At 72.9% G+C, this 13,125-nt stretch carries 10 protein-coding genes and 2 pseudogenes; 8 read left to right on the plus strand and 4 right to left on the minus strand.

The genetic code is table 11. From position 1 onward, the window contains the following. The first annotated feature begins 265 nt into the window (after positions 1–265). Complete coding sequence (locus ACFP3U_RS33325; protein ID WP_380229498.1) at positions 266–430, plus strand: hypothetical protein; 165 nt, start codon at positions 266–268, stop codon at positions 428–430. Positions 431–493: 63 nt separating this feature from the next. Here ACFP3U_RS33325 and ACFP3U_RS33330 read toward each other — a convergent pair whose 3' ends face one another. Then, positions 494–976: a hypothetical protein gene (locus tag ACFP3U_RS33330; RefSeq protein ID WP_380229499.1), complete on the minus strand. Its 483-nt coding sequence runs from the start codon at positions 974–976 to the stop codon at positions 494–496. Between the two features lie 503 nt (positions 977–1,479). Here ACFP3U_RS33330 and ACFP3U_RS33335 point away from each other — a divergent pair. The 5 genes from ACFP3U_RS33335 (at position 1,480) to ACFP3U_RS33355 (ending at position 7,999) form a co-directional block, all read left to right on the plus strand. After that, entirely contained in the window at positions 1,480–2,478 is a 999-nt protein-coding gene (locus ACFP3U_RS33335) for an ArsR/SmtB family transcription factor (RefSeq protein ID WP_380229500.1), read from the plus strand. 118 nt (positions 2,479–2,596) lie between these two features. Next, positions 2,597–4,087: an AfsR/SARP family transcriptional regulator gene (locus ACFP3U_RS33340; protein ID WP_380229501.1), complete on the plus strand. Its 1,491-nt coding sequence runs from the start codon at positions 2,597–2,599 to the stop codon at positions 4,085–4,087. 133 nt (positions 4,088–4,220) lie between these two features. Then, positions 4,221–4,388 carry a hypothetical protein gene (locus tag ACFP3U_RS33345; protein ID WP_380229508.1) on the plus strand — a complete coding sequence of 56 codons (168 nt, stop codon included), beginning with the start codon at positions 4,221–4,223 and terminating at the stop codon, positions 4,386–4,388. A gap of 224 nt (positions 4,389–4,612) precedes the next feature. Beyond that, a complete protein-coding gene (locus ACFP3U_RS33350; RefSeq protein ID WP_380229507.1) occupies positions 4,613–7,537 on the plus strand; it encodes an AfsR/SARP family transcriptional regulator in 2,925 nt (974 codons plus the stop codon). Positions 7,538–7,594: 57 nt separating this feature from the next. After that, positions 7,595–7,999, plus strand: a complete 405-nt coding sequence (locus tag ACFP3U_RS33355) for a hypothetical protein (RefSeq protein ID WP_380229502.1) — start codon at positions 7,595–7,597, stop codon at positions 7,997–7,999. 219 nt (positions 8,000–8,218) lie between these two features. Here the strand turns inward: ACFP3U_RS33355 and ACFP3U_RS33360 are convergent, their stop codons facing one another. Beyond that, entirely contained in the window at positions 8,219–8,893 is a 675-nt protein-coding gene (locus ACFP3U_RS33360; RefSeq protein WP_380229503.1) for a TetR/AcrR family transcriptional regulator, read from the minus strand. 141 nt (positions 8,894–9,034) lie between these two features. Here ACFP3U_RS33360 and ACFP3U_RS33365 point away from each other — a divergent pair, with 141 nt between their 5' ends. After that, positions 9,035–11,305 carry an MMPL family transporter gene (locus ACFP3U_RS33365; protein WP_380229504.1) on the plus strand — a complete coding sequence of 757 codons (2,271 nt, stop codon included), beginning with the start codon at positions 9,035–9,037 and terminating at the stop codon, positions 11,303–11,305. A gap of 146 nt (positions 11,306–11,451) precedes the next feature. On the opposite strand, the pseudogene ACFP3U_RS33370 reads toward ACFP3U_RS33365, so the two are convergent. Beyond that, positions 11,452–11,580: pseudogene (locus ACFP3U_RS33370) on the minus strand (family 1 glycosylhydrolase); the annotation flags it as partial. Between ACFP3U_RS33370 and ACFP3U_RS33375 the strand changes: the two are divergent. Then, complete coding sequence (locus ACFP3U_RS33375) at positions 11,545–11,667, plus strand: hypothetical protein (protein WP_380229505.1); 123 nt, start codon at positions 11,545–11,547, stop codon at positions 11,665–11,667. The pseudogene ACFP3U_RS33370 and the gene ACFP3U_RS33375 sit on opposite strands and share 36 nt — an antisense overlap. A gap of 284 nt (positions 11,668–11,951) precedes the next feature. Here ACFP3U_RS33375 and ACFP3U_RS33380 read toward each other — a convergent pair. Further along, positions 11,952–13,125, minus strand: a pseudogene (locus ACFP3U_RS33380) (hypothetical protein); the annotation flags it as partial.

Genomic DNA, 13,125 nt, shown 5'->3' on the forward strand with positions numbered 1-13,125 from the left:
GGTGAGACCTTCACCGACCTCACCACCCCGGGCCGCGGCATGCCGCTCAACTTCACCCGCACCTACGCCTCCGCCGTCGCCCGGCGCCTGCGAACCTGCCCGCCTTCCCCAACGCCAAGCCGGTCAAGCGAAAAACCCCGGTCAAGAATGCCGGGGGCTGCGGAAGCGCTGGAAGGACAAGAAAGGCAAGCACCAGGCAGAGTACGTTCCGGACACCGGCCAGCAGACCAAGCCCGCGAACAAGGATCGCAGCGTGGAGCCGTAGATGTGGTACCTGGAGTACTTCATCTCCTACACAGCGCCGAGAATTCCCGTGTGGGCATTGGGAGAAGAGCCGACGGTGCTCTGGCGGGACGGCGTCCTGGTCAACCTGAACGCCACCTTGGAGCCCCGTCCGATCGAACCGGTGCCGAAGGAGCGCAGCTCGTAAGCGTCGACAGGGCGTGCTCGACCCCGGCGAACGCTGCCTCTCCGCGCCGGGTCAGAGATCGGATCAGGTCCCTTCTGTCCCTGTCATCCCGCTCGCCTTTGCGATTCCCTCGACCGTTGCACGGTCGCTCGCCCGCCGGCCCTCAGTGGCGTCAAGCCGGTCGCGCATGTCCCGCAGGCGGGTCGGGTCGGCGGCGACCTCCGGTGGTACGAGCGACATGACCCCCTTGGCCCACTCGCCGTCGCCGAGGTCGGCCACCACACGGTCGGCGCGGTCCTCGTGTCCGGGCGTCAGGGCACCGAGCAGGCCGAGGAGGACGAGCAGTTCGCGCTGCACCGCAGGTGTGAACAGCTCCCGTTCCTCGTCGTCCAGCTTCACCGCGATCCGCCCACCGCCGAGCTCGGCATAGCCGCGCAGGACGTCCATCAGAAGCTTGAACTGCGGCTCGGGCATCCGGACCTGGAGCGACTCGACGTAGAGCTTCAGGCGCAGCGCCGGCAGTTCCGAGGGGTTCGCATCGCCGTCCTCGTGCTCGCTGTCCGTCACTGGACCTCCCTGGTGTGTCAGTCGACCGGGCATCCTCACCGTTCGCAGCCACCCGATGGTACGGGTGGTGAGGACAGGTGACAGTGCGCGGCGGCGGACTGCCATTCTAAGGAGACCGCAGCCGCAGGTAGCCTTGATCTCCCAAGTAACTTATTCAGCAGGGAAGTTAAGCGCGCCATTCAGGCGACTGCTTCGCAACGCGACTCCGGTGGGCGGCGATCCGGTCGCGGTACCAGGTGCAGGAGGCCTGAGCGGAGGCCGATCGGGCACTGGTTGGCCGTGGTTCGCCGGGCGACACCGGGCGTTCGGGTCAAGGAACGCCCGGTTGAGGATCGTGCTCCGACCCCCGCTCCCCTCGCGGCGGGGGTCGGAGCGGGCCTCGGTCGCGCCGACGAGGGAGAGCATGCCAACGGGGGCGGCCGGACGGCCATGTATTAGCCTCTGGGCCTAATAGTCAACAACGCGGCTGGTCAGGACGGCTGCGGGGATCCGGAGGAAGGTTCGTGATCGCACTGCGATTCGGGGTCGCGGACCTTGCGAGGACCCGGTTCGTCATATCCCCGCTCGACCATCTGCTGGCCGGCTCGGCCCGGTTGGGGGTTCACCAGGGCAGCGGGTCGCGCAGCGAGCGCTGGTGGCGGGATGTCCGCCGCCATGTGCCCCACCGGGCCGTGCGCTTTCTCGAGGTGGTCAACGCGAGCCCGGTCGGCGTCCCCGACTTCATGGTGGCGGACCTTGACGCCGTCCGCCGGCAGCTGACCGACGAGCTCGACGCGCTCCTCTCCGTCCCGCAGCAGGCCGTGGAGGAAGGTGTCGCGATGTTCGGCAGCGGCCCGGAAGTCCCGGCCGCCCTGGCCCGGTTGCGCGAGGACGGCAGCCGGGGCCTGCGCGAGGTCAGCGACGGTGCCTGGGCGCTGTTCCGGGCCTGCCTCGCCCCGGACTGGCCCGACATCCGCCGCGCTCTGGAGGCCGACATCGCCGCCCGGGCCCGCACCGCCACCCGCTCCGGGATCGGCGCAATGCTCGACTCGCTCCACCCGAAGGCCGTCTGGCGGGACGACGGGGTGCTGGAGTGCACCCTCGGCGAACTGGAGGGCTCCTTCGAGCTCGGCGGCCGGGGCCTGGAACTGCGGCCCAACTACTTCGTCCAGCGGAGCATCAGCCTGCTGGCCGAGCCGGACCGCCAGAGTCTGCTGCTCTACCCGATCGCCGCCCCGACCGCCGAGCCCGCGGCCCGGACACCGGCCACCGACGGCCTCGCCGCCGTGCTCGGGCCTGCCCGGGCCCGCGTCCTGCGCGCGATCGCCGGAAGTGCCTGCTCCACCACCGAGCTCGCCCACCGGCTCGGCGTCACCCCGCCCTCCGCCTCCGCCCATGCCGCCGCCCTGCGCACGGCCGGCCTGATCGCCACCCGCCGCGAGGGCAAGCAGGTCCGCCACACCGTCACCGAGGTCGGCCACGACCTCCTCCTCGACAACCCGCCGCCCCTGCCCCCGGCCTGAGCATCGGTCGGTGGCGTGATACCGACCGGCGCCCTTGTCGGCGCTTATCTCCTCTGTAACATGACCGACTGTCGGATTCGGTCGCACAAGGAGGATCCCTCTGGAGCTGCACTTCAGCATGCTTGGATCGCTCAAGGCCCGGCGCGGAGCTCGGGAGCTGCGGCTGAACCGGGCTCGGGACCGCGCGGTGCTCGCCGTCCTGCTCGCCCACGCCGGGCGGCCGGTGCCCGTGGCGGAGATCATCGACGGCGCCTGGGGAGAGGAGGAGGACGAGGCGCCGGACCGGGCCAGGGGGCTGCCCGCCACCATGTACCGGCTGCGCAACGCCCTGGCCGGCGCGGACGGCACCGGCGAGGACGGCAGCGTCAAGGGCGGCACCGTCGAGGGCGGCAATGTCCTGCGGCACGTCGGCAAGGCGTATCGGCTGGAGGCGGATCCGGCGCACATCGACCGTACGGTGTTCCTCACCGAGCTCGCCGCCGCCACCGCCGCCCGTCGCAACCGGCAGCCCGAGCGCGCCCGCGCCCTGCTCACAGCCGCGCTCGGCCGGTGGTCCGCCCCGGTGGCCCTGGACGGCGTGCCGGGGCCGTTCGCCGAGCACGACCGCCGGATGCTGGCCGGGCGCCGGGAGGAGGCCCGACTGGCCCGGCTCGAACTCGACGTCGAACTCGGACTTGGACTCGGACTCGGACTCGGACTGGCACTCACGGCGGAACCCGGGCCGAAGCCGGCCACCGTCGTCCCCCGCGCGCTCGCGCTGGCCCGGGCCGGTCGCACCGAGCAGGCCCTCGCCCTGCTCGCCCGCTCCGCCCCCGGCGGCGAGGCGGAGGCTCTGGCGGCACGCCTCCGCGGCCGGGCCCCGGACGTGGCGAGTTGGACGCCCTGGGCCTCCCGGGCCGGCCCCCGTCCGGTTCGCCGACCATTCCAACTCCCGCCCGATATCGCCGACTTCACTGGCCGGGCGGCCTTGCTGGCCGAGCTCGCCGCCGCCCTGGCCGCGCCGGGTCCGCGCTGGGTCACCGTCACCGGGCCGCCCGGCTACGGCAAGAGTGCGCTCGCCGTCCACGCCGCCCACCGGCTCGCCCCCGGCTATCCCGACGGCCAGCTCTACGCCGACCTCGACGGCCAGCTCCACGCCGACCTCGACGGGAAGGTCCCCGGCGCGGACCCGGCCGCCGTCCTGGCCGGCTTCGTGCGGGCCTTGGGCGTCGAGGAGCAGGCCGTCCCGCCGGACCTCGCCGACCTGCGCGCGCTCTACCTCCGGCTGCTCGCCGGACGGCGCGTCCTGGTGCTGCTCGACGGCGCCGTCGGTGCCGAGCAGGTCCGCCCGCTGCTGCCGGCCGAGCCCGGAAGCGCGGCTCTCGTCACCGCCGGCCGACCACTGCGCGGTGGACACACCGTCACCGTCGGCCGGATGACGCCCGACGAGGGGATCGAACTGTTGTCCCATGCCCTGGGCTCCAGGCGCCTGGCCCGGGACCCGGACGCGACCCGGGCCCTGGTCGCCGCGTGCGACCATCAGCCCCGCGCCCTGCGTCTGGCCGCGAGCCGCCTGGTGGGCCGTCCCACCTGGCCAATTTCCGCCCTTCTTTCGCACCCCCGTGAATAAGATCCGTCTGCGAATAAATGCGAGCGTTCATCCCCTGCCAACCGGCCCATCACAAAATCCCGTCGTCGGCCGCGGCCACCACCCGATCAGGTAGGACGCCCGGGATCACCAACGATGGAAAGAGGACGAACAGATGAGTGGGACCTTCACATGTATCAGCCGCACGCCGGCCGGCACCGCCGTCGTCGAGATGGCGGCGACCGGCCAGACCTACGTCGACGGCCGGCCGCACGGCGAAATCGCCGACCCGGGCTCCACCGAGAGCCCCCACGCCATCCGGCCGGTGCCGGAGAACGGCTGAGCCCCCACGCGCCACCGCCATCCACCAGCCCCGGCGCGCCGCCCACCGGGGTCCGACGAGCCTCCGGGAGAGCCGTCATCGCCACCCAACCCGCCCCCGCCACAAAACCGGCACCCGCCACCGAGCCCGCACCCGCCACCGAACCGGCACCCGCCAGCACCCCGGACCTGCGCTTCCGCCTGCTCGGCCCGCTCACCGCCCGGGTCGGCGGCCGTCGACTCGACCTGGGCCGCAGCCAACAGCAAGCCTTTCTCGCCATGCTGCTCGCCCACCCGGGCCGGCCGCTGACCGCCGCCCGCCTCGCCGAGGGCGTCTTCGACGAGGACAACCCGCCCACCCGGCCCAAGTCCGTCCTGGCCACCCACGCCTACCGGTTGCGTCGCGCGCTGCGCGACCACCACGCCGACCACCTCCTGGTCACCGTCGACGGCGGCTACCGCCTCGACGTCCCCGCCGAGTCGCTCGACTCCGTCGCCTTCGACCGCCTCGTCGCGCAGGCGGAGGGCTCCCGCGCCGCCGACCGGCCACGGGCCCGTGACCTGTTGACCCGGGCGCTGGCCCTGCACGAGGGCGAGCCGCTGGCCGGACTGCCCGGAGGCCATGCCGTCGAGCTGCGCCGCCACCTGGCCGAACGCCGGGTGGACGCGCTGGAGGCCAAGCTCGCCCTGGACGTCGACCTGGGGGACAACCCGTCCTGCCTGGTCGAGCTCGACCAGGCCGTGTTCACCCACCCTTTCCGCGAACGGTTTCGCGCCCTGCTGATGCTGGAGTACCACCTGGCGGACCGCCCGGACGAGGCGCGGGCCGTGTACGCCGATGCCCGGCGCGACTACCACGCCGAGGGGCTGGACTGCCCGGAGCTCGACGCTCTGCACGCGCGGATCCGGCGGGCCGACCCCACCCTCGGCACGGCCACCCGCCCCGTGGGTCGCCCGGCCGCTCCCTACCACCGGCCGGTCCCCGACCCCGAGACGGACTCCGGCCGCTCGCCGGTACCGGAACAACTTCCCGCTCCCCTGGTCGACTTCACCGGCCGGCGGGACGCCGTTGCGGAGCTGACCGCCGTGCTCACCCGGCCCGACCCGGGCGCCGTGGTCGTCTCGGCGGTCAACGGAATCGGGGGCGCCGGAAAGACCAGTCTGGCCGTCCACGTCGCCCACGCCCTGCGCAAGCGGTTCCCCGACGGCCGACTGCACCTGGACCTGCGCGGCGCCTCGGCCGACCCGCTCGACCCGGCCGAGGCACTCGGCCTGCTGCTGACCGCCCTCGGCGTCGCGGACCGGGAGATCCCGGCCGACCCGGCCGAGCGCGCCGCGCTCTACCGCACCACCGTGGCCGGCCGCCGCCTGCTGGTGCTGCTCGACAACGCGGCCTCCGCCGAGCAGACCGCCCCGCTGCTACCCGGCGCTCGGACCTGCGCGGTCCTGGTCACCAGCCGGGTCTGGCTGACCGGCCTCCCGGGCGCCCACCACCTCCACCTCGACGCGATGGAGCCGGCCGAGGCGCTGGACCTGCTCGCCGCCGTCGCCGGCCGCGCCCGGACCGAGGCCGAGCCCGAGGCCGCCACCGCGATCGTCACGGCCTGCGGCCTGCTGCCGTTGGCCATCCGGGTGGTCGGCTCCCGGCTCGCCGCCGACCCCGCGCAGTCCCTCGCCGGCCTGGCCGACGAGCAGACCCGACTCGCCGAACTCGCCTACCACCACACGGCGGTGGAGCCCGTCCTGGCGCTCTCCTACGCCCGGCTCGACCCCGAACACGCCCGCGCCCTGCGACTGCTCGCCCTCCCGGACACCCCCGTACTCGGCCTGGGCCCGGCCGCGGCACTGCTCGACCGCTCCCCGGCACGCACCCGCGCACTCCTGGAGACCCTGGTCGACCTGAACCTGCTGAACTCCCCGGCCGCCGACCGGTACGGGCTCCACGACCTGCTGCGGGCCTTCGCCCGTCGGCGCGGCACCGACGAGGACGCCCCGACGGAGGTCTCGACCGCCTACGCCCGGTTGCTCGCCTTCTGTCTGGCCACCGCCCGCAACGCCGAGGCGACCGCCCACCACGTCGAGCACACCCGCCGCAGCCTGATCACGGCGGAGACCGCCGCGCCGGGCCGGACCTTCGACACGGTCGAGGACGCCACCGCCTGGCTGCGCGGCCATACCGACCTCCACCGGGCGGTGGTCCTCCGGGCCTACCAGGACCCGGCCCTGCCGCTCGCCCAGGCCGCCGACCTGACGGACAAGATGGGCTCGATCCTGTTCGGCCGCGACTACGTGACCACGGTCGGCCACCTGGCGGCACGGGTCGCCGAGGCGGCGCCGGCCCGCGGCGAACGGGAGGCCGAGGCGCTCGCCCGCTCGGTCCGCGGCAGCATGCTCTGGCACGCCGGCTCCTACGCGGCGGCGGGCGAGGAGCTCCGCCGCTGCCTGCCGCTGTGCGCGGGGGAGGCGCTGCGGCGACTGCGCGCCAACGTCCTCCAGCTGCTCGGGGCGAACGCGCGGGTGCTGTGCGACTTCGAGGCGGCGATCGGTCCGCTCGAAGAGGCGTCGTCGCTGTTCCACCAGCTCGACGACGGGACCGCCGAGGGCCTCGCACTCGGCGAGCTCGGCTACAACCACGCACGATGCGGCCGCCTCTCCCGGGCCCGCGCGGCGGGCGAGCGGTGTGCCGAGCTGACGGGTGCCGAGCTGACCGGTGGCGAGGTGTCCGGTGACGAGGTGTCCGGTGGCGAGGTGTCCATCTCCTCGTCCGTCGGCAGCTACTACCTGGCCCGGATCCTCCACCTCTGCGGCGACCTCGCGCGGGCGTTGGAGCGGGCGGAAGCCGCCCTGGCCCGGTTCCGGTCGTTCGGCATGCCCGGCTTCCAGGCCGCGACCGGCGGCCTGGTCGCCCGGATCCACCTCGCGGCAGGGCGGCCGGCGGCCGCCGTCCGGGCCGCGGAGGAGGCGCTCCCGCAGGCCCGCTGCGTCGGCGGCATGGTGGAGGGCACCGTGCTGCGCACCCTTGGCCAGGCCCTCGCCGCCCTGGGCCACCACAGCCGGGCCGGGGCCTGCCTCGGAGAGGCGCTGGAGCACTTCCGGCGGCTGAACCTCGACGCCGACGCGGCCGAGACCGCGCGGCTGCTCGGCGTGCTCATCGTTTGTCCATCGCCATGACAAAGCCTCGTGTCGTGCCCCGGTCAACCGGACCAGGGAAAGCAGGGAGGAATGCACATGTCCGTCAAGGGAATCCGTCGGGTCGTCCTGGGCCTGGCCACCACCGCGCTCGCCGGCGGGATCGCGATGACCGGCGCCGGGGCGGCCTCGGCGTCGAGCGGCGGCGGCTGCGGTGGCCCGGACTGGAAGCAGACCTGCATCAGCGCCGGCGGCGGCGAGGTGTCGGCGCGGGTGACCACCAACTTCGCCAACAACAACTGCACCGAGCAGATCATCATCTGGGACTACACCGTCGGCAGCCAGGCGATCTCCACCTCGTTCCCCTGCCGCTCCGGGCAGTACTCCTACACCTACGTCCTCAGCAACCCGACCCCGGGCCACGACTACAAGGCCGAGGCCCGCTTCTACTGGCAGCCCGGCAGCGGCTACGACGTCCAGCTCAGCCCCGACCTCTGGTACTGAGCCACCGGGCGCGAGGTGACACCGCCCTCAACCCCCGCGGGCCCCTAGCCCGCACCGCGGGCCCCTAGCCCGCACCGCGGACCCTTGGCCCGCACCGCGTCCCGCCCCCGGTACTCTCGGGGGCGGGACGCTTCTCGCGTGAGGCCGATCCCGGCTCCCTGCCCTCCAGTTGGAACCGGACGACCGCCCAGCCGTGGCCGTCTGCCGCGCGGGCCTTGATCACCGCTGGTCCACGGCCGGCGACAGGCCCGCGGTGCGCGCGGCGACACCCGCCTGGACCGCGAAGAGGCGGTCCCGCGCGTCCTGGTCGAACGCGTGGAAGTGGCCGTAGGCCTCAAGGGTGACGAAGCCGTGCACGGTGGCCCAGGCCAGCCGCAGGGCTTCCGCCCCGTCCGGCACCAGCGGGCTGCCGAGCCGACCGCGTTCGACCGTGTCGGCGACGAGTTCGGCCATGTGCTCCATCGCCCGCCGGCCGGCCGCCACGGTCGGTCCGTCCGGTGGGGCCGTGTACCCGGGCACCGGGGAGCCGAAGATGAGGGCGAATCGCTCCGGATTCCGCTGCGCCCAGGCGCGGTAGCCGGTGCAGGCGGCCACGAAGCGTCCGTCCAGGTCGTCCAGCGGCACGGTCTCGCGGGTCGCCGCCAACGCGTCCGACAGGCTGTCGTACGAGTCGGCGACCAGGGCGGTGAGCAGTTCGTCCCGGTCGGCGAAGTAGCGGTACAGCGCGGGCGGGGTCATCCCCATGCTGCGGGCGATGTCGGTGAAGCGGAGGTTCGCGGCGCCGCGCTCGGCGATCAGGCCCAGGGCCGCGTGCTTGATCTCCTCCACGGTGTCGGCGCGCAGCCGCTCACGGCGGCTCCGCCCGCCGCTCTCGTCGGTCGACCCACCCGTCATCGCATCTCCATCGGCTCGCTGCGCCAGTCCCCGCATTGACAATCCGTACCCGTCGAGGCAAACCTTACGCTTCATAAGCCGCGTTATGAAGCGTAACGCTTTGCCGGGGGGCGGAGCCCCTGACGACAGACGGAGGAGCACATGTCCCAGGGACTGCTTGAGGAGCGGCGGACAGCCGCCGAGGAGAGCGGGCCGCACAGGCCCGGCCCGCTCGGCCGAATAGCCGGTTGGAGCTTCCGGAACCGGGGCCGCACGGTGCTCCTCTGGCTGCTCGCCGCCGCCGCGGCCTTCGGCCTCTCGGCCGGCCTCGGCGCCAAGTACAGCGCCGACTACACCGCGCCCGGCTCGGACTCCAAGCAGGCCCAGCTGCTGCTGGCACGGGACTTCCCCGGGCTGGGCGGTGAATCGATCAGCTTGGTGCTGACCTCCGACAGCAGCGTGGCCGACGCCGCCACCCGCGACCGGGTCAAGGACCTGCTCACCCGGATGGCCGAGGTGCCGCACGTCAGCGGTATCGACGACCCGTACGGCCCGCGCGGGAAGGTGTCGGCCGACGGCCGCACCGCCCTCGGGCAGATCCACCTGGACGTCGCCGTCGCCCCCGACATGCCGAAGGCGGACACCCAGCGGCTGCTCGACCTCGCCCGACCCGTCGACGGCGGCGTGCGCGTCCACCTCGGCGGCCTGACGGTCCAGCAGGCCGAGCAGGGCGCGATCGGCTCGGAGGGCATCGGCATCGCGGCCGCCGCCGTGATCCTGGTGATCACCTTCGGCTCGGTCGTGGCCGCCGGCCTGCCGATGCTCACCGCGCTCGGCGGGCTCGCGGTGAGCAGCGCCCTGCTGCCGGTCCTCGCCGCGATCATGCCGGTCCCGGACTGGTCGACCTCGCTCGCCGCGATGCTGGGCATCGGCGTCGGCATCGACTACGCGCTGCTGCTGGTCACGCGGTTCCGCGAGTGGCGCGCCGAGGGGCTCGACCCCGAGGCCGCCACGGTCGCCGCGCTGGACACCGCGGGCCGCGCGGTCGTGGTCGCCGGAATGACCGTGGTGGTCAGCATGCTCGGGCTGTTCGCGATGGGCCTGTCGTTCATGCGCGGCGCCGCGGTCTCGGCGATCCTCTCCGTGCTCGTCGTGATCACCGCGTCCGCCACTCTCTTCCCCGCTCTGCTCGGCTACCTCGGCCGACACATCGAGCGCCTCCGGCTGCCCCTGCCCCGGCGCCGCGCCGCCCAGGGCGAGAGCTCGGTGGGCGCCGGCTCGGTGGGCGCCGGCTGGCTGCGCTGGAGCAGGCTCGTCGAGCGTCACCGCGTCCTCGGTGCCGTCACCGGGGTCGTCGTCCTGCTGGCGCTCGCGGCGCCGTTCCTCGGCGTGCGCTTCGGCTTCCCCGACGCGGGCAACGACCCCGCCGGGCGCTCGAACCGGCTCGCGTACGACACGGTGGCCGCCGGCTTCGGACCGGGCAGCAACGGACCACTGGTCCTGGTCGCCGAGTTGGCGCCGGGCACCCCCGCCGACGCGACAGCCTCGCTGCCCACCGCGCTGAAGGCGGTGCCCGGCGTCGCGGCGGTGACCCCTCCGGTGCCCGGCACCGACGGCCGGTCGCTGCTGCTCACCGTCGTCCCGGACACCGGTCCGCAGTCCGGCGCCACCAAGGCCCTGGTCCGCGACCTCCGCGAGCACGTCATCCCGGCCGCGGCCGGCCCCGGCGTCCAGGTGCACGTCGGCGGGGCGACCGCCAGCGCGATCGACAGCACCGACAACATCTCCCGCCGCATCCCGCTGCTGGTCGGCGGCGTGGTCACGGTGTCGATGCTGCTGCTCCTGGTGGCCTTCCGCAGCCTCGCCGTCGCCCTCAAGGCCGCCGTGATGAACCTGCTCTCCGTCGGAGCCGCGTACGGCGTGGTCGCCCTCGTCCTCGAAGGCGGCACCGCCGGCCGACTGATCGGCATCGACAGCCCCACCCCGCTGCCGGCCTTCGTCCCGGTGCTGACCTTCGCCGTCCTGTTCGGCCTCTCGATGGACTACGAGGTCTTCCTGGTGAGTCGGATGCGTGAGGCCTGGCTGCGCACCAACGACAACGCGGAGTCCATCGTCAGCGGACTGGCGGGCACCGCGCGGGTGATCACCGCGGCAGCGGCCATCATGGTCGCCGTGTTCGCGGCCTTCGTCCCGGCGCCCGAACTGCCGATCAAGGTCATCGGCGTCGGCATGGGGTCGGCCATCCTGATCGACGCCACGCTGGTCCGACTGCTGCTGGTACCGGCGGTGATGCACCTGCTCGGCCGCGGCAACTGGTGGCTGCCCACCTGGCTGGACCGCCGCCTGCCCCACCTCCACGTCGAAGGACACACCGAGTCCTACCAGCCGAAGGCCCCCGCCGAGGCACCCCGCTCCCCGGCGCCGGTCGGCTAGCCGGCCAGCCGCAACAGCGGACCGCAGGCGCCGTGGGGGCGCCTGCGGTCCACTGTTTGCGGGACGCGCCGCCCCGGTCTGCGCGGACCCGACCGTCTCCGCCGGATCACACACCTCGGCGCCGAGCAACCGGCAGCCGGTCACCGCTACCTCACAGCACGGTTCCGGTGGGCGGCGATCAGGTCGCGGTACCAGGCGTACGAAGCCCTGGGGGTGCGCTTCTGGGTGGTGAAGTCGACGTGGACGAGGCCGAAGGGTTGGTGGTAGCCCTCAGCCCGTCGAACAGGGTGTCATTCAAACTCGTGACGGTGGCCTGCCAGATCGTCGAGGAGAAGGTCGGCAACCACCTCCTCGACCACTGAGGTACGTAGTTCAGCCATGGAGTCGACGGGTAGAGCTCGGCCCTCTCCCCCGTCGTGAACCGGAACATCTCCGGCGGCACCCTGCGCAACGGTTCCCCTCCCCTGCCCGCGGGCCTCTACATTACGTCGAGGCGCCGACGCTCGACCGAGATCGCGATGGCAGCATCGGACTGTGCGTGCGGAGCTCGGAGCTGCGCCGAGCGATACTCCAGCGCCCCGACTCCCGACGCGTCCAATACAAATGCGGGTCACTCCACGCGGGCGGTGAAGTGACCCGCACCTGATCAACCGATATCAGCCCGCCTCCAGGCCTCCCGAAGGACAGCCTCGAGGTGGTGCTTGCCATCGGCGGCAACGTCAAAGACCTGGAGGGCGCGCAGCAGACGGAGTGCGTAGGCCGCGTCCATTGAGTCGCCGTCGGTGTCCGCCTCGATCGCCGTGTGCAGGTCGTCCAGGGTCATGCCGTCCGCTGTCATGAACTCCAGAACGGCCCGGTAGCCGGCCCACTGCGCACTCCGCGGGACGAGGCCTGCCTCCGCCAGGAACTCGCGCGCCCCGTCAGCATCTTCGAGACCCGCCGTTGCCTGACGCAGCGCCCTGTCCCCGTGCAGCCCCTCGTCCAGCGCGGCGGACAGTTTGTGGACCAGTACCGGCCAACCGCCTGTGCGAGCCCGGAGCTGTTCCAACTGTGGTTCGGAGGTGAACGCCTCCTTGTCCTGGGCCCACGAGCGCAGCCCGTCCGAGGTGAACCGACGCAGGGAAACCGAATCGACCTCGATGCCGTGGCCCTGACTGTCACCGTAGGCGATCGCCCAGAGCAGCGGTTGCTCAGGCCCGGCGATGATGACTGCTGAACGGGTGACACCGGCCGCAGTCGGGGTGCGCCGGACGGCGCTCTCCAATGTGCCCCGGCATGCCTCGTCGGACGGCGTCTTCACCCTGAGGTCAGACACCACAACCCGCCGCTGGCCCGGCTGACCCACGACAAGCTCGCGATCGAAGTCCGATCGCTTCGACACCTGCGGCATCTCCCAACCGGTGGCTTCCGCGACGTCCCGCAGAGCGGCGCCGACCCGGTCGATCCCGGTAGCGACGGTGCCGATAATCAAGCGGACCTGGTTCCCGTGCCCGGGGAGCACGTCGGCGATCTGGTCCGCAGTGAGCGGGGAGTGCGACTGGCCGTCCCGTGACCGGTGCCGCGCCTCGAACTGGCTGAAGTGCTCCGCCACCTTTCGACTCGAGGCTTCCTCCAGCTCGGCCTCCACCATGCCCAGATTGCCGATCATGCTCAGTGCGTTGGCGCTGCGCAGGTGCCAGCCACGGTGGTCGGGATCCGGCGCGAGCACGCCGAGCCCTTCCATTTCGGAGAGGTAGGCACGGAACTGGTCGGTGTCCAGGTTCTCAGAAGCGATCCCCAAACCCGCCACGGGACTTGGGATCAGTACGGGTGTTCGGGTT

Source organism: Kitasatospora misakiensis, from assembly GCF_042656005.1.
GTDB classification, from domain to species: Bacteria; Actinomycetota; Actinomycetes; order Streptomycetales; family Streptomycetaceae; genus Kitasatospora; species Kitasatospora misakiensis.